The organism is Sphingosinicella sp. (assembly GCF_052388015.1).
GTDB lineage: Bacteria > Pseudomonadota > Alphaproteobacteria > Sphingomonadales > Sphingomonadaceae > Allosphingosinicella.
Window position 1 is genome coordinate 1 of record NZ_JBQTIN010000116.1, and the last position, 20,378, is coordinate 20,378.

General features: G+C 64.6%; 28 protein-coding genes and 1 tRNA gene. 28 read left to right on the forward strand and 1 reads right to left on the reverse strand.

Going from position 1 to position 20,378, the window contains the following annotated elements:
• The 25 genes from ACT4N3_RS09535 to ACT4N3_RS09655 form a co-directional block, all read left to right on the forward strand.
• A partial coding sequence (locus ACT4N3_RS09535; protein WP_444854985.1) for a flagellar basal body L-ring protein FlgH occupies positions 1-378 on the forward strand: 378 nt, incomplete at its 5' end.
• On the forward strand, positions 378-1,502 hold the full coding sequence (locus ACT4N3_RS09540; protein WP_444854986.1) for a flagellar basal body P-ring protein FlgI: 1,125 nt from the start codon (positions 378-380) through the stop codon (positions 1,500-1,502). The genes ACT4N3_RS09535 and ACT4N3_RS09540, both read left to right, overlap by 1 nt.
• 12 nt (positions 1,503-1,514) lie before the next feature.
• Positions 1,515-1,859, forward strand: coding sequence for a flagellar basal body rod protein FlgB (locus ACT4N3_RS09545; RefSeq protein WP_444854987.1), 345 nt, complete (start codon positions 1,515-1,517; stop codon positions 1,857-1,859).
• Positions 1,859-2,287, forward strand: coding sequence for a flagellar basal body rod protein FlgC (gene flgC / locus ACT4N3_RS09550; protein WP_444854988.1), 429 nt, complete (start codon positions 1,859-1,861; stop codon positions 2,285-2,287). The genes ACT4N3_RS09545 and flgC overlap by 1 nt, the downstream gene beginning before the upstream one ends.
• On the forward strand, positions 2,284-2,610 hold the full coding sequence (locus ACT4N3_RS09555) for a flagellar hook-basal body complex protein FliE (RefSeq protein ID WP_444854989.1): 327 nt from the start codon (positions 2,284-2,286) through the stop codon (positions 2,608-2,610). Before flgC ends, ACT4N3_RS09555 begins: the two co-directional genes overlap by 4 nt.
• 4 nt (positions 2,611-2,614) lie before the next feature.
• Complete coding sequence (gene fliF / locus ACT4N3_RS09560; protein WP_444854990.1) at positions 2,615-3,865, forward strand: flagellar basal-body MS-ring/collar protein FliF; 1,251 nt, start codon at positions 2,615-2,617, stop codon at positions 3,863-3,865.
• Positions 3,858-4,235 (forward strand): hypothetical protein, encoded by a 378-nt coding sequence (locus ACT4N3_RS09565; RefSeq protein WP_444854991.1) that lies wholly within the window; start codon positions 3,858-3,860, stop codon positions 4,233-4,235. Before fliF ends, ACT4N3_RS09565 begins: the two co-directional genes overlap by 8 nt.
• Positions 4,232-4,912, forward strand: a complete 681-nt coding sequence (locus ACT4N3_RS09570; protein WP_444854992.1) for a FliH/SctL family protein — start codon at positions 4,232-4,234, stop codon at positions 4,910-4,912. Before ACT4N3_RS09565 ends, ACT4N3_RS09570 begins: the two co-directional genes overlap by 4 nt.
• Positions 4,909-6,225 carry a FliI/YscN family ATPase gene (locus ACT4N3_RS09575; protein ID WP_444854993.1) on the forward strand — a complete coding sequence of 439 codons (1,317 nt, stop codon included), beginning with the start codon at positions 4,909-4,911 and terminating at the stop codon, positions 6,223-6,225. Before ACT4N3_RS09570 ends, ACT4N3_RS09575 begins: the two co-directional genes overlap by 4 nt.
• A gap of 28 nt (positions 6,226-6,253) precedes the next feature.
• Complete coding sequence (locus tag ACT4N3_RS09580) at positions 6,254-6,667, forward strand: hypothetical protein (protein ID WP_444854994.1); 414 nt, start codon at positions 6,254-6,256, stop codon at positions 6,665-6,667.
• Positions 6,664-7,602: a hypothetical protein gene (locus tag ACT4N3_RS09585; protein ID WP_444854995.1), complete on the forward strand. Its 939-nt coding sequence runs from the start codon at positions 6,664-6,666 to the stop codon at positions 7,600-7,602. Before ACT4N3_RS09580 ends, ACT4N3_RS09585 begins: the two co-directional genes overlap by 4 nt.
• A gap of 11 nt (positions 7,603-7,613) precedes the next feature.
• Positions 7,614-8,060, forward strand: coding sequence for a flagellar hook assembly protein FlgD (locus ACT4N3_RS09590; RefSeq protein ID WP_444854996.1), 447 nt, complete (start codon positions 7,614-7,616; stop codon positions 8,058-8,060).
• Positions 8,061-8,063: 3 nt separating this feature from the next.
• Entirely contained in the window at positions 8,064-9,233 is a 1,170-nt protein-coding gene (locus ACT4N3_RS09595) for a flagellar hook-basal body complex protein (RefSeq protein WP_444854997.1), read from the forward strand.
• The gene (locus tag ACT4N3_RS09600; RefSeq protein ID WP_444854998.1) at positions 9,230-10,036 is read left to right on the forward strand and encodes a FliM/FliN family flagellar motor C-terminal domain-containing protein; all 807 of its coding nucleotides are present in this window, start codon (positions 9,230-9,232) and stop codon (positions 10,034-10,036) included. The genes ACT4N3_RS09595 and ACT4N3_RS09600 overlap by 4 nt, the downstream gene beginning before the upstream one ends.
• Positions 10,037-10,043: 7 nt before the next feature.
• Entirely contained in the window at positions 10,044-10,334 is a 291-nt protein-coding gene (locus ACT4N3_RS09605; protein ID WP_444854999.1) for a FliM/FliN family flagellar motor switch protein, read from the forward strand.
• Positions 10,331-10,744, forward strand: coding sequence for a hypothetical protein (locus ACT4N3_RS09610; protein WP_444855000.1), 414 nt, complete (start codon positions 10,331-10,333; stop codon positions 10,742-10,744). Before ACT4N3_RS09605 ends, ACT4N3_RS09610 begins: the two co-directional genes overlap by 4 nt.
• Entirely contained in the window at positions 10,741-11,451 is a 711-nt protein-coding gene (gene fliP / locus ACT4N3_RS09615) for a flagellar type III secretion system pore protein FliP (RefSeq protein ID WP_444855001.1), read from the forward strand. The genes ACT4N3_RS09610 and fliP overlap by 4 nt, the downstream gene beginning before the upstream one ends.
• Positions 11,448-12,197 (forward strand): sigma-70 family RNA polymerase sigma factor, encoded by a 750-nt coding sequence (locus ACT4N3_RS09620; RefSeq protein WP_444855002.1) that lies wholly within the window; start codon positions 11,448-11,450, stop codon positions 12,195-12,197. Before fliP ends, ACT4N3_RS09620 begins: the two co-directional genes overlap by 4 nt.
• Positions 12,197-12,772 (forward strand): hypothetical protein, encoded by a 576-nt coding sequence (locus ACT4N3_RS09625; protein WP_444855003.1) that lies wholly within the window; start codon positions 12,197-12,199, stop codon positions 12,770-12,772. Before ACT4N3_RS09620 ends, ACT4N3_RS09625 begins: the two co-directional genes overlap by 1 nt.
• Before the next feature lie 10 nt (positions 12,773-12,782).
• Entirely contained in the window at positions 12,783-13,139 is a 357-nt protein-coding gene (locus tag ACT4N3_RS09630; RefSeq protein WP_444855004.1) for a hypothetical protein, read from the forward strand.
• Between the two features lie 48 nt (positions 13,140-13,187).
• Positions 13,188-13,430, forward strand: a complete 243-nt coding sequence (locus ACT4N3_RS09635) for a flagellar biosynthetic protein FliQ (RefSeq protein ID WP_444855005.1) — start codon at positions 13,188-13,190, stop codon at positions 13,428-13,430.
• A gap of 13 nt (positions 13,431-13,443) precedes the next feature.
• Positions 13,444-14,208 (forward strand): flagellar biosynthetic protein FliR, encoded by a 765-nt coding sequence (locus ACT4N3_RS09640; RefSeq protein ID WP_444855006.1) that lies wholly within the window; start codon positions 13,444-13,446, stop codon positions 14,206-14,208.
• On the forward strand, positions 14,201-15,274 hold the full coding sequence (locus ACT4N3_RS09645; RefSeq protein WP_444855007.1) for an EscU/YscU/HrcU family type III secretion system export apparatus switch protein: 1,074 nt from the start codon (positions 14,201-14,203) through the stop codon (positions 15,272-15,274). The genes ACT4N3_RS09640 and ACT4N3_RS09645 overlap by 8 nt, the downstream gene beginning before the upstream one ends.
• Entirely contained in the window at positions 15,264-17,273 is a 2,010-nt protein-coding gene (locus ACT4N3_RS09650) for a flagellar biosynthesis protein FlhA (RefSeq protein WP_444855008.1), read from the forward strand. Before ACT4N3_RS09645 ends, ACT4N3_RS09650 begins: the two co-directional genes overlap by 11 nt.
• Positions 17,274-17,300: 27 nt before the next feature.
• Complete coding sequence (locus ACT4N3_RS09655) at positions 17,301-18,431, forward strand: tetratricopeptide repeat protein (protein ID WP_444855009.1); 1,131 nt, start codon at positions 17,301-17,303, stop codon at positions 18,429-18,431.
• A 105-nt stretch (positions 18,432-18,536) separates the two neighbouring features.
• Here ACT4N3_RS09655 and ACT4N3_RS09660 read toward each other — a convergent pair.
• Positions 18,537-18,610: transfer RNA gene (locus ACT4N3_RS09660), tRNA-Cys, on the reverse strand.
• A gap of 85 nt (positions 18,611-18,695) precedes the next feature.
• On the opposite strand from ACT4N3_RS09660, the gene ACT4N3_RS09665 reads away from it, so the two are divergent.
• The 3 genes from ACT4N3_RS09665 to ACT4N3_RS09675 all read left to right on the forward strand — a co-directional run.
• On the forward strand, positions 18,696-19,439 hold the full coding sequence (locus tag ACT4N3_RS09665; protein WP_444855010.1) for a double zinc ribbon domain-containing protein: 744 nt from the start codon (positions 18,696-18,698) through the stop codon (positions 19,437-19,439).
• 43 nt (positions 19,440-19,482) lie between these two features.
• Positions 19,483-19,743 carry a glutaredoxin 3 gene (gene grxC, locus ACT4N3_RS09670; RefSeq protein WP_444855011.1) on the forward strand — a complete coding sequence of 87 codons (261 nt, stop codon included), beginning with the start codon at positions 19,483-19,485 and terminating at the stop codon, positions 19,741-19,743.
• Positions 19,740-20,378: nitrilase-related carbon-nitrogen hydrolase (locus ACT4N3_RS09675; protein ID WP_444855012.1), on the forward strand; the 639-nt coding region annotated here is incomplete at its 3' end. The genes grxC and ACT4N3_RS09675, both read left to right, overlap by 4 nt.

The following is a 20,378-nucleotide window of genomic DNA, read 5'->3' on the forward strand; positions in this document are numbered from 1 at the left end:
GGCACAAATGTCGGCGGTGGCCTTCGCGCCGGCCCGATCGACGAGTCCGGCGAGCTTCGGTTCGGCGGCAGCTATAGCGGCCGGGGAGAGGTGCGGCGCAGCGAGCGGTTCGTGGCGCAGATTACCGCAACCGTGAATTCCGTGCTTCCCAATGGCGACCTTGTTGTCACCGGCGAGCAAGTGATGCGTATCAACGGCGAGACCAGTCGGATCGGCGTGCGAGGTCGCATTCGGTCTGCTGACATACGCGCCGATAACAGCGTGCTTTCCAGTCGCATTGCCGATGCGCAGATCAACTATGACGGCCGCGGCTTCGTGTCGCGCAGCGCTCGCCCGGGTGTCATCAATCGCATCTTCAGCTTCCTGGGTCTCGGCTGATGCGACTGCTGGGGGGAACATGGATCGGGCTGGCATTGCTCTCGGCATTGGCTTTGGCTGCGCCCGTTCCCGCGCAGCAGGTGCCATTATCCGCGCTCGGCAGGTTCGATGGATGGCGGGAGAATGCGCTGATCGGCTACGGTCTGGTCACCGGCCTTGCCGGCTCCGGTGACAGCCGCCGGAATGAGGTTACGCGCCAGGCTCTGCGCAACGTGCTGAGCCGGCTCGGCACGACCGTCACCGAAGAGCAGATCAGCAGCCGCAACGTCGCGGTGGTAATCGTGACCGCGAGATTGCCCGCATCGGCCAATGTCGGCGACCGGATCGACGCGACCGTTACCTCGATCGGTGATGCGCGAAGTCTGGCCGGTGGCGCCTTGCTGATGACGCCTCTGCTCGGTCCCGATCAGCGCACCTATGCGCTCGCGCAAGGGTCGCTGGTCGCGGGCGGCCACAGCTTTGAAAGCGACCTCAACCTCCAGCAGCGCAACTACCCGACCACGGCCACCCTGCAAGGCGGTGCGACTATCGAAGCGGCGGTGGATGCCCGCATCCTGCGGCCGGACGGCGAACTTTCGTTCTTGCTGAACGACCCAAATTTCGGGACCGCTGAACGGATCGCCGCGAGCATCAACGCCCGGTTCGGCCCGGGCAGCGCACGGGTCGAAAACGCCGACGAGGTGAAGATCCGTTTCGCCCGTCCAGCCGAGGAGTTCGCGGCGTTCGTCGCCGACATCCAGGCGCTGTCAATTGAGCCCAATCGTCAGCCGCGAGTCGTGATCAACGAGCGCACCGGGACGATCGTTGCAGGCGGCGATGTTCTCATCTCGAGCGTCGTCATTTCGCAAGGCGACATCAGGGTTACGGTCACGGGAGAGCGCACCGCCTCCCAGCCAGGCTTCATCTCCGGGTTCGCGAGCGATGTCCGCAGCCTTGTCGTCACCAATACGCGGCTCGAGGTCGATCAGCCCAGTCGCGACGCGGTCGTTCAATTTCCCAGCACGACGGTCGCCGACCTCGTCGAAGGTCTTTCGCGCGCGCGGATCAACACACGTCGGACAATCAGCATCCTGCAGGCAATTCGCACCGCAGGCGCACTCCATGCCGATATTATCGTTCAGTGAGAGGAAGAGTTCGTGGATCCAGTCTCCGCAGTGCTGATCAACCGGGCGCTCGACGGACTTACGGCGCGCTCGATGGCTACGGCGCAGAATATCGCCAATGCTAATTCGCCCGGCTACCGGCCGCTTCGTGTCACCTTTGAGGAGGCTCTTCGAGACGCCGCGCCGAGAGGCCCGGCGGCGCTCAGGCAAGTTGCTCCTCGCTTCGAAACCGATCCGGCGCGCGAGCCCGGCGCCGAACTGCGCATCGATCTGGAGCTTGCGACCGCCTCGGAAACCGCAGCGCGCTACGCCGCCCTGATCGATCTCATGAACCGTCAGGTGCAATTGAGCCGCACCCTGATCCGGGGAGGCCAGTGATGCGCGCCATGGCTATCAGCCGCTCCGGCCTCGACGTCGAATGGCAGCGGCTGCAAGTGATCGCCCAGAACCTGGCGAACCAGAACACGAGCAGGACCGTCACCGGAGAGCCCTATCGGCCGATGCGACTGCTGTCCGGGCCCAGCGGCACATTCGCTGAACAGCTTGCTCGGCGGGATGCGGCAACTCAGCCCACCGGCGTTCAGGTTTTTGGGCTCGAAGCCATACCCGGCAATGTGCGGCGGGTTCACGAGCCGGGGCATCCCCATGCTGATAGCGAGGGCTATGTCACATATCCGGCGCTCGATCACGCCCGCGAGATGACGCTGATGATTCAGACCTCGCGCGCCTATGAAGCCAACCTCGTTGCCATGAACCTCGCGCACCAGATGTATATGCGGGCGCTCGAACTGGGCCGCCAATCGTGACTGGCATCGAGGCGATAGCGGCAACGGCCACGAGCGCGAACGATCCAATGATCGCAAGATTGGGCATGACCCAGGTCATGCCTGCCGCGCAAGGTGCGGAAGCTTCCAGCTTTGGCTCAATCCTGACCTCCGGTCTGCGCCAGGTCGATGCGCGCGTCGCGAGTGCTAACTACTTGGTGCGCCGGTTCGCGCTGGACGACAATGTGCCGCTGCACCAGGTCACGTACGCGCTCGAAGAGGCTCGGCTTGCAGTCGAGCTGGCAACGCAGGTCCGCGCCCGGCTCGTCGAGAGCTACCGCGAACTCATGAACATGCAGCTCTAGCATGATGGCAACGCTCGACGACAGGTTGGCCGAGCTCGGCAACGGGAAGCAGTTGCGCCTGGTCGCCTTTCTCCTGGTCGGCCTGACCGCGCTGCTGGTAGCGGGCTATTATTTCTTCCTTCGCGCCGATTATGCGATCCTATTCAGCGACGTCCGGCCGGCGGACGCCTCGGCGATCGTCGCCGAGCTCGAGCGCCGGCAGATCAGCCATGATCTGCGTGACGGCGGCACCACGATCCTCGTCCCGGCCGATCGGGTCGCCGCGGCCCAGATCGCGATCGCCGGCTCCAATGTGCCTCAGCGTGGCATGGTCGGGTTCGAGCTATTCAACGAGTCCGACATGGGGCTTACCGACTTCGCACAGCGTATCAACTATCAACGCGCGCTGCAGGGCGAGCTTGCCCGGACCATCATGCAGATGGACGGCATCGAAGCGGCGCGCGTTCATCTCGCGCTGCCGGAACGTTCGCTGTTTCGCGGCAATCGCAGTGAACCGCGCGCTGCAGTAACCGTCACGCCCAAGCGCGGCCATTTGCTCGACGACGCGCGGGTTGCCGGCATTCAGCGCCTGGTGGCCGCGGCGATTCCGGAACTCGCGCTCGAAAACGTCGTCGTGCTCGATGATCTCGGCCGCGTCGTCAGTCCAGCCGCATCGGCCGATGCGATGCTGTCACCTGAGGCCGAGGAGGAGGGTGCGGTGCGGCGCTATTTCCGCGGCCGGGCGCGCCAGGCGCTGGCTACCGCGCTCCCGGGCGTGGAAAGCGATGTGCGAGTGGCGGTCGCCGCGCGCGCTGGGGCGGTGTCCACCGGCGGCTGGAATGTGCCGACCAACAGCATTGCCGACCAACCGCCGCAATCGCGGAGCTTCGGGGTCAACATCCTGATCGTGACGCCGACGTCGCTTGGCGCGGAGCAGCAGCGACGCGCGCGCGAAGCCGTTACTCTCGCGGTCGCGCTCGATGAAGCCGGCGGCGACAGCCTCACCTTCAGGGTGGGCGCGATTGGTCCCGCGATCGCCGCTCCGTCCATGGCGGATCGGCTACCGCAGGTACGACCCGCCTCCGCGTCGCCGCCGCAGCGTCAGATTACCCTGCTGCCGGGCTGGCTGTGGCTCTTGGCAATCGTGGTCATGGTGATTGGCGGCGCCGTTGTGGTGGTGCGGCGCCGCGGGTCGTTCTCAGTGGACCTGCGCGACGATTTCGTCGCTCGGATTCGGCGAGAGCTGCGGTCCCCAGATGAGGCGATCGATGGCTGAAGCTGATGGCCTGAAAGCGCTCGTCGCCGACCTCGCGCGAATACCCGCATCGCATCGCCGGCAAGTGCTTGGGGCGCTGACTCCGGTCGAACGCGCGGCGATCGAGCGCCTGCTTGGTCAAGATGCGGTCGACGAAGCGCCACCTGCCGCAATGAGTTTCGAGACCTGCTTCTCGCCTTGGCTGGTCCCGCGCCTCAAAGAGGCTGAGGCAGGCAAGGGAGCGATGACACCCGCGACGCGCCATGTGCTGCTTAGGGCCGCTCGCGAGGCGATGAATAAGTCTCCGATCGCCACCCGGGCTGCCGCAGGGCAACCATCACTATTCCAGATCGTGTTTGGTGCGCTCAGGTGGCGCAGAGCGGCCGTATGAGCGCGCTCCTCAAGGGAGCGGCAGCCGCGCTCGCCGCGCGACCGCTCACGGCCAGGCCAACCGCAACGCTCGAAATCATTGCCGTCGAGATGGGCCTCTCGCCCGAAGCCGTGGAGCTCGAGGCGCTGCGCGCTGACTACGAGCGACTCACCGAGGCACTTGCCGCCGCGCGGGAACAGGCGGAATCAGCGGTGGCCGAGGCGATCGGGAAGGGAAGGGCGCAAGGCCGGGCCGAAGCCCGCGCCGACGATGAGAAGAAATTCGAGCTGATCAGCGAGGCGCTGGCGAAGGCGTCAAGCCTATGGGAGGAGCGTCTGATCGAGCTCGACGGCCTCGCCGCCCGGATCGCCGGCGCCTCGGCGGAGAAGGTCTTTGGACCTTGGGAACAAGCCTCCGAGCTGGTCACGCGCGCCGCGCGCGAGCGGCTGGACAAGCTCCGTCGGGAGGCTGTGCTCGCCATTCACGTGAGCGCGAAGGACTTTCCCGACGACAAGGCGCTCGAGGCGGCCGCGGAGCAAATGGGTAGGCCCAGGAACCACCTGATCGCTGATCCCGATCTGGCGGCTGGCGACTGCCGCATCGATTTGACGCTGGGCCATATCGACATCGGACCGCGCAGTCAGTTCGCCGCGCTTGCCGCCTTGCTGGACGATCTGGCGGAGGGGCGGTCGGCATGAGCCACGCATATCTTGCTACGCTGGACCGTGCCGAGCTGGCGCCGGCTTATGGCCATGTTCGGCGCATGATGGCTGGCGTGATCGAGGCAAGCGGTCCCGCCGCCGCGCTTGGCGCCCTCTGCGAGATTTCCGGCCGCCAGCGCTCGATCCTCGCCGAAATCGCCGCGGTTCGTGATGACGGGGTGATCCTGATCCCATTCGAGCAGGACGCGACGATCCTGCGAGATGGACGAGTGGTCGCCAGCGCGCAGGGCGACCGCGTTCCAATCGGGGATGGTTTTGCAGGGAGGGCGGTGGATGCGCTTGGTCGGCCGATTGACGGCCGCGAACCGATCATTGCCGACGCCTATGTCCCGCTGGCAGGCGAGCCGACTTCGCCGCTCGAAAGACTGTCGCCCGCCAGGGTCCTTGAGACAGGAATCCGGGCCATCGATGGGTTGCTGACTCTCGGGGTTGGTCAGCGGATCGGCATTTTCGCGGCGAGCGGCGTCGGCAAAACCAGCCTTATCGAACGGATCGTGAGCCAGACCCCGGCCGATCACGTCGTCGCCTGTTTGGTCGGCGAACGCGGCCGCGAGGTCGAGAGCCTTTGGCGGGCACTTTCCGCCCGCGCTGACAAGGAGCGCTTCACGATCGTCGCGGCAACCTCGGATGAAAGTGCGGCGTTGCGGGCGCGAGCGGCCGGCTATGCGCTGTGTCTGGCGGAATATTGGCGCGGGCTCGGCCGGGAAGTCCTTCTGGTTGTGGATTCTGTCACGCGGCTGGCAATGGCGCTGCGCGAGATCGGTCTTGCCGCCGGCGCGCCGCCAACGGTTCGTGCCTACACGCCGAACATCTTTTCGGCGCTGCCGCGCCTCGTCGAGCGGTGCGGCGCGCTGCGCGACAAGGGCGCGATCACGGCGGTGATGACCGTGCTCAGTGAAACCGACGATGTCGACGACCCTATCGTCGAGCTGATGAAGTCGTTGCTCGACGGCCACATCATCCTCTCCCGCCAGCTCGCCGAGCAGAATCATTTTCCCGCGATCGATATTCCGCGCAGCATAAGCCGCAGCGCCGATCGTTTGCTCACCAGCGATCACGCGCATGCTGCCCGTCAGGCGGTGACAATGCTCAGCGCCTATGAAGAGGCGCGGGTGATGATCGAGACCGGCGTCTACAAGCCGGGCGCCAACGCGACGGTTGACCGTGCGATTCAGCAGCGTTCGGCGATGACCGCATTCCTGCGCCAGGCTCAAGGCGACGTCGTGTCATTCGACATAACGGTTTCGTCGTTAGGCGCGGTCGCAGTTTCGGGAGCGGGACGTGCCTGAGCGCCGTCGTCTCGCCATGATGGGGCGATTGCTCGACGTGCAGCGCGCCCGGCGCAGTGGCGCGGAGATGGCACTGGTCGAGGCGCGCAAAGTCGAAACCCGTGCGCGCGATGCGGAACGGTCGGCCATACTGGCGCGCGACGAGTCCCTGCAGAACTGGCTCAGCTGCGTCGATCAAGTCGGCTTCTCGCCCGAGTATAGCCGTGCGCTGTCCAGTCTTTTGATCGCCCGCGACGAGCAGGTTCATGAAGCGGGCGTGCGCGCCGAGGCCGCGGCCCAACTCGCTTCGGCTCACGAGCGGGAATGGCGAGCGCACGAGGCGAAGGTGCGTGCCGGCGGCAAGGCGCAAGGCCAGCTCAAGCGAAAGCTGACGCTTCGCGGCGAGGAAAGGCGTCTCGCGGCGCTGGCGGATCGTGTGACGCGGACCTGGCGGCCAGCATGACCGGTATCTCGCTTGAGCCCAAAGTCGGATCAAGGGTCGCGGCCGGTATGTCGGCAGATGCCTCATCTCCCGCTGCCAGCGATTCGATTGGCTTTGCCGCAATGTTGGCGAACCTCTCTCGTAGCGGCGGGGCGGAAGGCGACGAAGCGGAAAGCCTGTGGGATCTTTTCGCCGTGCTACTCGATGCCACCGGAGACCTTGGGCAGGGTGCTGCCGTGGGCAAGGTAGGTGGTTTCCTGGGCGGCCACGAAGGCGATCAGGCGCCACTTGCGACCGCGCAGCGCAGCCTGGCCGCGATCTTCAATGAGTTCGGGTTGTTTGGAGGCCCGATCCGGTCTCCATCGGAGACGATCGAAGGCTCCTGCGCCGTGCGTGCAATGGCCGCTGCGGCGCAGACAGTAGAGGCAGCGGCCACACCACCCGATGCTCGGGGCAAGGGACTATCGAACGAGGGTGAAGCTACTGCGGGCGGGCGGGGTGGAAATTCGCGGTTGACCCTTGGCGAAGAGACCTTCTGGAGTGGGCCTGCCCGGGAATATCTAGGTACTTCGCCGACCTCGTTTCCCGGCGCGTCGTCGAACCCCCGCGTGTCACGCTCGACAATTGCCACTCCAGCGACTGCCACGCCATTTCCTGCGATTTCGTGGCCGTCCATCCCGTTGCGCAATGTCAGTCAGACCGCGGAACCGCCGTTTTTCGAGCATCATGACGGCCCCCGCTATCAACCGAGCCAGATTGGCGGCGGGAATCTCGGCACTCGTGTCAGTCTGACGATTGTCGAGCAGACCGCGAGCCTGGTGGCGAGAATCGAGCGCCTGAGCCGCGAGGACCGCCTTAAGCTCCGCCTGGAAGCTGAGCGGCTGCTCGCCGCCTATGGTTTCGTGTCGAGCGAGATCCGGGTCAACGGCGCCATAGACAACGATCGCAGCAGCTAGGGGAGCCATCAATGCAAGCATCTCCGATTACCCCATCGCCCGCTCCAACGGCGCCATCTGCCAGCGCGTCTGTTGGCGATGCAGCAAGCAACGCGTTCGGGCTCAGCTTTGAATCGCTGCTGCGCATTATCCTGACCCAGCTCACTTATCAGGATCCCTTAAAGCCGATGGACAATTTTGAGTTCGTCTCGCAGCTCGCCCAGTTTTCTCAGCTGCAGCAGGGGCAAGCAACCAATGACCGGCTTGTCCAGCTCGTCGCTGCGGCCGGCAGCACGCAGGCGACGAGTCTGCTGGGCGCGCTCGTCGATGTGCCGGCGGGCGCGGCGACATTGAGCGGAAGCGTGACCGCGATCACCTTTGCCGACGGCCAGCCGAGGCTCAGCGTCCAGACCACCGACGGTCAGACGATCAATGATCTCGCGCTTGGCGCGGTGTCCCGAATTCGGAGGGAGAACTAGCCCATGCTGGGAGCCATTTATGTGGGCCTTAGCGGCCTCACCGCTTATTCGCGCGGGCTGCAGCAAATCAGCAACAACGTCGTCAACATGAACTCGCTGGGGTTTAAGGCGACCACTGTCTCGTTCGGCAATGTCGCCGGGTTGAACGGCCGCAGCCAGGACGGCTCGGACGGGAACCGCGGACATGGCGTCAGCCTCGACGCGTCGCGCCGCGATTTTCGCCAGGGTGAGTTGCGTCAGACCGAGCGCGATCTCGATCTCGCGGTCGACGGCACCGGCCTTCTCGTCCTGCTCAACGGCAGTGAGACCCTCTATACGCGGACCGGCAGCTTCGAGGTCGACGTCGACGGCTATATCGTGCTTGCCGGCACCAACTACCGGCTGGCGACACTCGACGGCTCGGGGCGACCAGTGAGTTTGTCCATCGATGCCTCGCGCATCGATCCGCCCGTGGAAACGACACGGATTACGTTGTCCGACAATCTGTCGTCGACGGCGACAAGCTTCGAGCTCGCCGATATCCACGTTTATGACGCACTTGGCGGCGATCATGTCTGGCGGGCGAAGTTCACACGGGCCGCGGACAGCGCACCAGGCGAATGGACCGTAACGGTCACCGAAGGAACCAGAACCATCGGAATCAGGACTTTGCGGTTCAATGCGGGGGTGATCGATCCGACCACCGCCGAGCTCCTGTTCGAAGATGAGCCGGCAGGACTTTCGGTTACGCTCGATCTTTCTAGGAACGTGACCTCCTTCTCATCGGGTGAGGTCTCGACTCTGCGCACAGCCAAAGTCGACGGTCATGCGACGGGCGCCGTCTCCTCGGTCAAGGTCAACGACAAGGGGGAGATCGAGATCGGCTACAGCAACAGCCGGAAGGTGCAATTGGGATCCATCGCGCTCGCCGGCTTTCGCGATCCCCAGGCGCTTGAGCTCAGAAGTGGCGGCCTGTTCGCCAATCCCGCCGGCGTCGAGGCCGAATATGCACGCTCCGGCGACACGCGGGTGGGCGCGGTCACGTCGCGTCGCCTCGAAGCGTCCAATGTCGATCTTGCCCAGCAGTTCGGCGACCTGATCCTGATCCAGCGCGGCTTTCAGGCCTCCTCGCAAGTGATCAGCGTATCCAACGACATGATCCAGCAGCTGTTCGGGATCAGAGGGCAGGGTTGAACGGTCGCGTCATGAGCTTCCCTGATCGCAAACCGCGGGCCTGGTTGCCCGGCGAAGCACTCGATCGCGCGGACCTCGATAAGGAGCTTTGTGCGGTGCTTCAGCACTGGTCGCGCAAGTGGTTTGCCGGTGCGCCCTGGCGAGCGCACGCGCGGCTGTCACGAGAGAGCCCGCCTGATGTTGATGAACTGCGCTGGAGCGCACTCTCGGACGGCATTGCCATGGGGACCGCATCGGACGCCGTGTGCACCATCGCGAACGCGATGCTGGGCAATTCGCCAGTTCAAGTTTTCAATGAGCCGAACGACCTTGCGCTCGCCGAGGGTCTCGCAAACGCCTGCCTGGACGACCTCAAGAGGCGGCTCGTGCAGCTCTTTCGCCTCCCGGTGGATCGTGGTTGGGGCGAGGGCGCGTTTGCTGAGCTTCTCCGCGACGAGCCGATACATTCAATCGCGATCGGCGCCGCGGCGGGGCAGCCCGTCATGCGGCTCGCGGTTACGCAGGACCTATTGATCGCATGGATCAAGTCCGGCGCATCCAGCCTCCCACAACCAATCATGCTTGGCGCGCTTGGCGACGGTCTCGAGCGTCAGATGATAGAGATCAGTGCGCGGGTCGGGGGGTGCGAGCTGTCACTCACCGAGCTGGAAGCGCTAGGCGTCGGCGATGTGATCATACTTGACCGGATGCTCGATGGACCGCTCGAACTAGCCCTTGACGGCCGTCCGACCGGTCGTGCCTGCGCGGTCGACCAGGCCGAGAACCGCCTCGCGCTCGAGCTTTTCGAACCCCTTGTTGGATAATTCAGTAATGGCTCAGCCCCTTCCTTTGAACCAGCACCAGGACGACGATGGCGATGCCAGGACGGGCCTTGCCAGCAAACTCATCGAGAATGTCGGCGTCAGTCTGGAGGCCTATCTCGGCAGCGCGCGCATGACCGTCGCCGAGCTCATCAAGCTCAAGGAATCCTCGCTCGTGTCGCTCGAGGCACCGCTGAGCCAGGCAGTCGAGCTCAGGCTCAATGGTGCCGCGGTCGCCAAGGGCGAGCTGGTCGCGGTCGGGGACAATTTCGCGGTCCGATTGACCGAGGTCGCCAAGTGATTGAACCGCGCGCAATTGTCCGGGCCATGCAGGCTAGCTTCGCAATGGCGGCGACCTCTGGGCCGGCTCTTGCGAACAGCGCCCGCCTCGGCGGCGGCGACGATCTTAACGTCTCGCTCGGGCGGATCGTTGCCGCGCTGTTGGTTGGCGTCGTCCTCATCGTGCTGTCGGTGCTGCTCATTCGCCAGCGCGGCGGAAAGGTCGATCTCGCCATCCTCTTCGGCCGGGTGCGGCTCAGGCCGCGCGACATCGATGTGGTTGAGACCCGGCGCCTCAGTCCGCATGCCGACATCTGCCTCGTCCGCTACAGGGATCAAGAATATCTCTTGCTGCTGGGCGCTGGCCACGGCCGCGTGCTGAGTTGCACCGGTGCTGAGCCGGCGACGGCCGCTGAACAGACCAAAGGGTGACCATCCTGCCGCGCCTCGTCCTTGCGATCGGTTTGCTGCTGCTCGCGGCGCCGCTCGAGGCAGCGGTCCCGAACGCACCGGCCGGGTCGGACGTCGGCCGGATGACCCTGATACTCACCTTGCTGGCGATCGTTCCTGCGATCATGGTCAGCATGACGAGCTTCGTGCGGATCGTCATCGTACTGGCAATGGTCCGTCACGCCTTCGGCATGCCGGAGACGCCGCCCAATGCCGTGCTGGTCAGCCTTGCCCTGTTTCTGACGGCCTTCACGATGGCGCCAACCCTCTCGAGCGTCAATCGCGATGCTTTGCAGCCGTTGATGGCCGGCACAATCGGCGTCGAGCAGGCGCTTTCGGCAGGCAGCGCACCCTTGCGCGATTTCATGCTGTCGCAGACCCGCGATTCCGACATCGAGGCGATCTATGGCATCGCCGGCCAGCCGGTTCCGCAGCGACCCCAGGATGTCGAGATTCTGAAGCTCGCGCCGGCCTTCATCCTCAACGAGCTGCGCGCCGCCTTCACCATTGGCTTCGTTATACTGCTGCCGTTCCTCGTCATCGACCTCGTCGTCTCGAGCGTGCTGCTCGCGCTCGGCATGATGATGGTTCCACCGACGACGATTTCGCTACCGATCAAGCTCCTGATGTTCGTTCTCATCGATGGCTGGCGGCTCATCCTGGTCGGCGTCCTCGGAAGTTTTGGATGATGCGCGCGCGCGCCTCCGGAATGGATCTTGTCGTCCGCCCGGCCCGCGTCGAAGCTTCGCTTTGGCGCCGGCTGCGCTTCGAGGCCGAGCCCGAATGCCGCGAGACGCTGTTCAACCGCTACGTGGCTCTCGCCCGGCTGCTGGCACGTCGCCAGAGCCGCCGCCACGCTACGCTCCGCGCCGACCGGGGCGAACTCGAGCAGTTCGCGTTCGAGGCGTTGCTGCAGGCGATCGATCGCTACGATCCCCTGCGCGGCATCCCCTTCATTGCTTTCGCCCGGCGACGCATCTTGGGTGCAATTGCCGATGGCATAGCGCGGCTCAGCGAGGTCGGCGCGCAGCTTCGCGTTCGTCGCCGCCTGGAGCAAGAGAGGCTGCGCTCACTCGCCGCTGCCGAAGCCGAGGCGGCGGTCCAGGACGATGCCCTCGCTCGCCTGTCCGAGCTCGCCATGGGCCTTGCGCTCGGTATCATGCTTGAGGGAACCGGGCTTTACTCGGACGAGGACGAAATCGACCCGGCGCCGAGCCCCTATGAGAGCCTGGAATGGCGACAGTTGCATGCGCGCCTGGGGCAAGAGGTCGAGCGGCTGCCGCCAAAGGAGGCGGCGGTCGTTCGCCAGCATTATAATCATGGCCTCAGCTTTGCGCAGATCGCCCGGCTCCTCGAGCTCAGTCGGGGCCGGGTGTCGCAATTGCATAATGCCGCGCTCGGGCGGCTTCGCAAACGAATAGGAGGATGGGGGTGATGAGCGACAGGATCAGCCTGTGCGGCGATGAGGACCTCAAGCAATTGATGGAGGCGATGCAGTCGGACGAGGCAAACGAGCTGCAGCGCGCCGACCAGCTCCTCGCGCTCTATCCCGACGATCCGCGTCTTCACTTCCTGCGTGGCTCGATCCTCGCCGGCATTGGACGATCGATCGAAGCGCTACCGGCGCTGTGCCAGGCGGTCGCGCTGGCGCCCGATTTTCATATCGCCCGTTTTCAGCTCGGATTCTTCCAGCTAACCTCGGGTGAAGCCACGGGCGCGCTGGGCACCTGGGGGCCGCTCGCCCTGCTTCCTGACAGCCACTACCTACGCACCTTCGTCGCAGGCCTCACCCATCTCATCCGCGACGAATTCGAGCAGGCGAGCGCCCAGCTGCGCGCCGGCGTCGCGGCAAACGAGGAAAACCCGCCGCTCAATCGCGATATGCAGCTCATTCTCGATCAGATCGAGACGCTGCTGGCCGCTGCTTCGCCGCCGCCGACCGGCGACGACGGTGCCTCGGCCGCTAGCCTGCTGCTCGATCAGTTCTCGAACCGCAGCATCAAGCACTGAGCATCAGAAGATGACCCGCATCGACCAAGTCGATCAGGCCTTGTTGCTGCTGCGCGAGCAGTTGCAACGGATGGGCAAGTCGCACAGCCGGCAGGCGCCTGGCGCGCGCGCCCGCGAGCGCACGACTCCGTCGCCGATGGCGCGCTTCGCGAGCCTGGCCTCGCTCGATGACCTTCCCGAGGATCAATTCCGCCGCACTTTGGTACGCGCCCTGCTCGCGGAGGATCTGGGCGATGCGATTGCCAACGATCCGGCCTTCCAGTCGGTCATCGATGATGTCTTTCGCATCATCAACGAGAGCGATGACGGGCAAGAACTGATGGCGGAAGCCTCGCAGCAGATCCGAAGCGGCGATCGTACGAACTGACGTTTGAGAGGGGGGCAAGAAGTGGGATCGGGACGGGCGCTAAGCTTCTTGAACGAGATGCTGTGGAACAGCCTGATCGTCGCCGGGCCGATCATGATCGCGATCCTGCTGGTCGGCCTGTTGGTCAGCGTCTTCCAGGTAACGACACAACTCCAGGAAATCACCTTGAGCTATGTGCCCAAGATCCTGGTGACGGCTTTCCTGCTGATCGCGATCGGACCGTGGATGATGGGGCGGATGACCCAGTTCGCCACCCAGCTCTACCTCACCATTCCAACGCTTGCGGACTAGGTCCAAGGGCGCGATGGGCTCGATCACCGACCAGGCAATGGCTGTCCTGATGATCAGCCTTCGCGTCGCGCCGGCGCTGACGTTTGCGCCGCCTTTCACGTTGCTGCGGGTGCCAGCGCCGATCCGCGTGTTGCTGGGCGTGGCGCTCGCCATGTGGCTCGTCGCCGGCCATCCTGACCAGACGTGGCGCAGCGCAACCATGGCCCAGGGTTTCCTCATCAATGCCGCGGCCGAACTCTTCCTTGGCTTCATGTTGGCATTGGCACTTGCGCTCGCCTTTGCCGCATTGCTGACGGTCGGTCGCGCGATCGACATCCAGGCTGGCTTCGGCCTTGCCGGCGTGATTGATCCCACCACGCACGCGCAGTCGCCGCTGGTCGGCACCTTGTTCGCTTATGCGGCGGCGGCAGTCTTTTTCGCGAGCGGGGGGGCGGCAGAGCTCCTCGCAATCTGGTCGCAATCAGTTGTGCAGACGCCACTCGGCAGCGCGGCCGTCCCCGACAATATCGACCTGCTCGCCGGCTATCTCTCGGCCGTATTCGTGATGGCCTTCGGCATTGGCGGCCTCATCATTGTCGTGCTTTTCGTGCTCGATCTGGCGATCGCGTTCATGTCGCGCACGCTGCCGCAGATGAACGTGCTGCTGCTCGGCTTTCAGGTGAAGACGCTCGCCGTCCTGGTGACATTGCCCATCGCCATCAGCCTCGCCACCTCCTCGTTGCTGCGCCTGATCCGCTATGCACTCGAAACCACGTCGAGGCTCGCCGGCAATGGCTGAGCAGGAACAAAATCGCTCGGAAGAGGCGACTCCATTCAAGCTGCGACGGGCACGCGAAAAGGGCACGGTCGCCCGCGGCATGGACCTGGGTTTCCTGGGAAGCATGGTCGCGCTTGCCGGTTTCATTCTGATTGCCGGCGAGACGATGATGGCGCAGCTCGGCCAGACGATGCGCCAGGCGCTGAGCGCCGGCATGGACGCCGCGGCTGACCCCGAGCGAACCCGCAACGTCATCGCCGCGAGCTATTGGCCTGCGGTGCAATCGCTCACGCTGCTGGGCGGCACTATCATGGCGGTCGTCCTTCTGCTTGAAGTGCTGCAATTGCGCGGCCTTGTCTTCACCACCCATCCGCTCAAGCCCGATTTCAGCCGCTTAAATCCCGCGCAGGGGCTGAAGCGTCTGTTCTCGGCGCGTATGCTCCAAGAGTCGCTCAAGAGCGTCCTCAAGCTTGCGGCCTATGCCTTCGTCACCTTCCCCATTATCCACGCCCTGCTCCAGGCGCCGGCGCGAGCCCTGGCCGATGCCCAGGGCGTGGCCACGAGCCTGCGGCAAGCCGGTCTGCAACTGCTCTTCGCTTACATCGGCCTGGCATTGTTCTTCGCGCTGATCGATCAGGTCGTCGTCCGGCGAGAGTTTGCCAAGCAGATGCGGATGAGCCGGCGCGAGCTGGTGCGGGAAACGCGAGAGCGGGAAGGCGAGCCGCGCTTGAAGCAGCGCCGCAAGCAGCTTCACGGCGAGTTCGTCCAGCAAAACGAGGGATTGGGCAAGCTTGCCGGATCCGATCTTCTGGTCGTCAATCCCGAGCATTTTGCGGTCGCGCTGACTTATGACCCGGCCAGAATGGACGCGCCGCAAGTGACGGCCAAGGCCCGCAATGCACATGCGCTGGCGTTCCGCCGCGAAGCGTTCCGGCTGGGCCTACCCATCTTTGAGAATCCACCGCTGGCGCGGCGCCTGTTCAAGGAGTGCGCCGCGGGCAATGCGATCGGTGCCGGCCACTACCGAGCTGTCGCCGAGCTCTACTTCAGGCTGAAAGCTTCGAGCGGGGACGATCATGCTCGCTAGAAACAAGGATCTGGCGCTGGTGGTCGGGATGGTCCTCATTCTGGTCATTCTGTTCGCGCCGATTCCGCCCGCCTTTCTCGATCTCGCGATCCTCGCCAATTTCGGGCTCGGACTGACAATTCTCCTCCTCACCTTTTATGTAGCCAAGCCGGTCGATTTTTCGACCTTTCCCTCCCTCTTGCTCGTCTCGACCCTTTTCCGTCTGTCGCTGAATGTGGCCGCGACGCGGCTCATTTTAACCGGTGGCTATGCGGGAGAAGTGATCGGCTCGATCGGCGCCTTCGCGGTGCAGGGTAATTTCGTCATTGGCCTCGTGGTGTTCGCGATTCTTGTCGTCGTCCAATATGTCGTCATCACCGCCGGCGCCCAGCGCGTTTCAGAAGTCGCCGCACGTTTCGTGCTCGACTCCATGCCGGGTCAGCAGATGAGCATTGATGCCGACCTCAACATGGGACTGATCGACCAGAAAGAGGCAGTGCGACGGCGCCAGCAGCTCGAGAAGGAAGGCTCTTTCTACGGCGCGATGGACGGGGCCAGCAAGTTCGTGAAGGGCGACGCGATCGCCGGCATCATCATCCTCCTGATCAACATCGTCGCCGGCTGGATCATCGGGGTCGCCCAGATGGGGATGAGCTGGGGCCAGGCGCTCGAGCATTTTACATTGCTCACCATTGGTGATGGTATCGCCACGCAGCTGCCCGCCTTGATCATCTCGATCGCGACCGGGATCATCGTCACGCGGTCGTCGGCCGACAAGGAACTGAGTGCCGAGCTCTTCCGTCAGCTCGCGTCGGTGCCACGCATTCCGCTCATCGTCGCGGCGGTCCTGCTGACCCTGCTGTTGCTCCCCGGGATGCCAAAATGGCCGATCCTGCTGGTCATGGGCATTGCGGTTTTCGCCTGGTCGCGCATCCGCAAGGCCGCCTCGTTGGAGACCGAGGCGGGAGCTGCTGAAACGGAAGCCGAGCCAGGGCAGGCGCCTGCGCCGGCGCTGGAAATCCGGCTCGGTGCCGAACTCGCCGAAGCCTGGAAAATCGAGCAGCCGATCATCATGGAACGAGTCGCCGGCCTGAGGCGCGCTCACGAGCAGGAGCTTGGTCTTGCCTTCCCGGCCGTGCGTATTGCGGACGGGGCGGGCCTTGGCGCGCTTGAATATGAGATCCGGCTCTTCGGTTCACGCTTCGGGCTGGCCGAAATCCATCCCGACCGGCAGCTGGCGATATTGATGGACAGCGACCAGGCTCCGATCGAAGGCATTGCGACCCGCGACCCCACCTTCGGGCTGCCGGCAGTCTGGATCGAGCAGGGGACGGTCGCCGGCGCGCGCAGGGCCGGCTGGAAGATCGTCGATCCGCTTACGGTCATGATCACCCATTTCAGCGAGATCGTGCAGAGCGAACTCGCGACCTTGCTCAGCCGCCAGATGGTTGTGAAGCTCCTGGAAGAGGTTCGGGAGCGTCAGCCCGGTCTCCTTGAGGAACTGGTCCCGAACATTCTGACCGTTTCCGACATCCAGCGTGTACTTCAGAACCTCATCGCCGAGGGCGTTTCGATCCGAAACATCGACCTCATTCTCGAGGACCTTGCCGATCTCGCCCGCACGCAGAAGGACCCGGGCGAACTCACCGAACAGGTCCGTCAGCGGCTCGGCCATGTGATCTGTCATCAGCTGCGCGGCAAGCATGGCGATCTTGCGGTGCTCAGTCTTGATCCCCGCGTCGAAAATCAGATCGCTGCCAACCTGGGTCCCAATGCCCGAAACGGCGCGATTTTGGTCGAGCCGCGGCTCGCGGAACAGCTGGTCCGAACGCTTTCGGCCAAGAGCGACGAGATGCACCGCGAGGGCCGAGCACCCGTCCTGCTTTGCGGCGGCGAAGTGCGGCGTCACTTGAAAGCTTTCACCCGTCGCAGCATTCCGAAACTGTCCGTGCTTTCCGTCAACGAAATCCCGATGAGAATCAGCCTTCGCTCGTTCGACGTCGTGCGGGTCGAGGCCTGACGGCTAACTGGTATAAGAGGAGGTGTGATGGAAACCGCAGCGCCGATCGGAACCGCGGCTGGCAGCCGGCTGGCGACGCTTCTGACGCTCCTTAGGTCAGACCCCAACAATCTCTCGCTGCTGATCGATACCGCTGACGCGGCCCTCGCCGAGCGCGAACCGGACGTCGCGCGCGATTTGCTGGAGCGGTACGCGGCGATCGAGCCACTTTCGCCGTCGCAGATCAACCTGGCTGGCCTGGCGGCGATGCAGGCCGAGGATTTTGAAGCGGCAGCGCGGCATTTCCAATCGCTGGTCGATACTGGCGTCGCCGATCCCGCCGTGCGCTTCAATCTCAGCTGGACCTTGGCAAAGCTGAAGGATGTTCCGGGCGCTGCCGCATTGCTCGATGAGAGGGTCGTGGCCGCGCTTCCGCAGGCGGCGACGCTCCGGATTCAATTGCTGCATGAACAGGGCCTCGTCGACGAGGCTGCATCCGAAGCGAAGGATCTGATCGAAATCCATCCGGACCATCAAGGGCTTTTGGCCGCCGTGTCGGTGCTGGCGCTCGACGTGGACGACGAGGCGCTGGCGCGAGCGTGCGCCAATAATGCAGGGAACCACCCAGATGCCTTGGCGACGTTGGGCATGCTGGCACTCGGAGATGATCGCGCGACCGAGGCGAGAGAGATCTTTGATCGCGCGCTCGCTCATGGTGAAGACAAACCGCGCGCGTTAGTCGGTCGGGGACTCTCGAAGCTGCTGACCGACGAAGCGGCAAGTGCAACGCTCGACATCGACAAGGGCGCCCAAATGTTTGGCGATCATCTTGGCTCGTGGATCGCTGCAGGCTGGGCACATTTCATCAACAGAGACCCTGTGGCCAGCCGGGCGCGATTTGAGACGGCGCTGCAGATCGATGCAACGTTTGCGGAAGCTCACGGCTCTTTGGCTGTCCTTGATCTTCTGGAAGGCAATATCGAGAGTGCAGAAGCGCAGTGCGAGATGGCGCTCCGCCTTGATCGCGCCTGCTATTCGGGCGCGCTTGCGAAGTCCCTCCTTGCCGGCAGGGCTGGCGATGAGACCAGTGCTCGGAGAATCTTTGATTTAGCAGTGAATACGGCGATCGGAGAAAGCGATCGAACGATTGCTCAGTCCCTGGCCAAGATTGGCTTGTAACGGTGTGAGCGAGGGCTACGTGTGACGGTTGCGGGTTCAAAACTTCGCTGAATTGCGCCATTTGTGGGATGGTCTCCATGAGAGACCGAAACCCGCGCGACTGGCTGGAGGCCCGAGCCGGAATCGAACCGGCGTGCAAGGATTTGCAGTCCTCTGCGTAACCACTCCGCCATCGGGCCGCCGGGGCGGGCAAATGGGCGGGATCGCTCTGGCTGTCAACCGCGCCGCTTGCCGTCACCGCCGGTTCGCGCCAGGCTCCGGATCATGGAGGCAGTGGCCCGATTTGCTCACACCGCCGGCCGGCGCATGCTCGATTTCGCGCTGCCGCCGCGCTGCCCCTCCTGCGGCCTGATCGTCGAGGCGCCGCACCGTTTCTGTTTTCCGTGCTGGTCGAAGCTCGTCTTCCTCGGCGAGCCCTGTTGCGCGGTCTGCGCCCTGCCGTTCGATTATGGCGAGGGGACGGAGCGGGTCTGCGCCGGCTGCGCCGCCCATCCGCCGCGCTTCGATTCCCTGCGCGCCGCGGTCGCTTATGCCGATATCCCGCGTACCGTGGCGCTGAAGCTCAAATATGGCGGGCGGCCCGGCGTCGCCGAAACGATGGCGCGGTTCATGGCGCGGCATCTGGACGGGGAGAGCGAGCCCTTGCTCGTGCCGGTTCCGCTTCATCGCTGGCGCATCTGGCGGCGCGGCTACAACCAGTCGGCGCTGGTCGCGACGGCGCTCGCCAAGGCCGCCGGCATCGAGACGCGACTCGATCTGATCCGCCGGGTGAAGGCCACGCCCCCGCTCAAGGCGATGTCGCCGAAGGCACGGCGTGACGCCTTGCGCGGCGCATTCCGTGTCGAGCCGCACCGCAAGGCGGAGGCAAAGGGGCGGCGGATCATTCTGGTCGACGATGTCTATACCAGCGGCGCGACTGCTAATGGCTGCGCGCGGGCGCTGAAACGGGCCGGCGCGGCGCGCGTTGACGTGCTGTGCTGGGCGCGGGTGGTGCGCGGCGCCGATTGACAAGCCGCGGGCTGGCCCACACCTCGGTCGCAGAAGGATGACGATGGCTCGGGTCGAAATCTACAGCAAGGCATTTTGCTCTTTCTGCACGCGGGCGAAACACTTGCTGGAGGCCAGGGGCGCGTCGGTAGAGGAATATGACATCACCATGGGTGGCCCGGATCGTGCGACGATGATCCAGCGCGCCGGCGGGCGGACGACGGTGCCGCAGATCTTCATCGACGGTCGCCATATCGGCGGCTGCGACGATCTTTGCGCGCTCGACGCGCGTGGGCAGCTCGAACCGCTGCTCCGAGGCCGATGAGGCTCGCCGTCTATCAGGCGCGGACCGGGATCGATCCCGCCGCCAATGCCGCCGCTCTGGTGGCGGCGGTACGCGAGGCGGCCGGCGGCGGCGCGGCGATGCTGTTCACCCCGGAGATGAGCGGCCTGCTCGATCAGGACCGAAGCCGCGCGACGAGGCACCTCCATTTCGAGAGCGACGATCCGGTGCTCGCGGCCGTGCGGAACGCGGCGCGCGAGGCAGGCCTCTGGGTCCATCTCGGCTCGCTCGCTCTGCTCGACGCGGACGGCGACCGCTTGGTCAATCGCGGCTTCGTGATCGACGATATGGGCGAGATACGAGCGCGCTACGACAAGATCCATCTGTTCGACGTCGATCTGCCGACGGGCGAGAGCTGGCGTGAATCCGCCGCTTACCGCCCGGGCAACGGCGCGGCGGTTGTGGAAACGCCGGTCGGCATGCTGGGCCTGTCGATCTGCTACGATCTCCGCTTCGCGGATCTCTACACCGCGCTCGGCAATCATGGCGCCACCGCCTTCGCGATTCCCGCCGCCTTCACCGTGCCGACCGGCGAGGCGCACTGGCATGTGATGATGCGGGCGCGAGCGATCGAATCGGCCGCCTTCGTCATCGCCGCCGCCCAGTGCGGCGCGCAT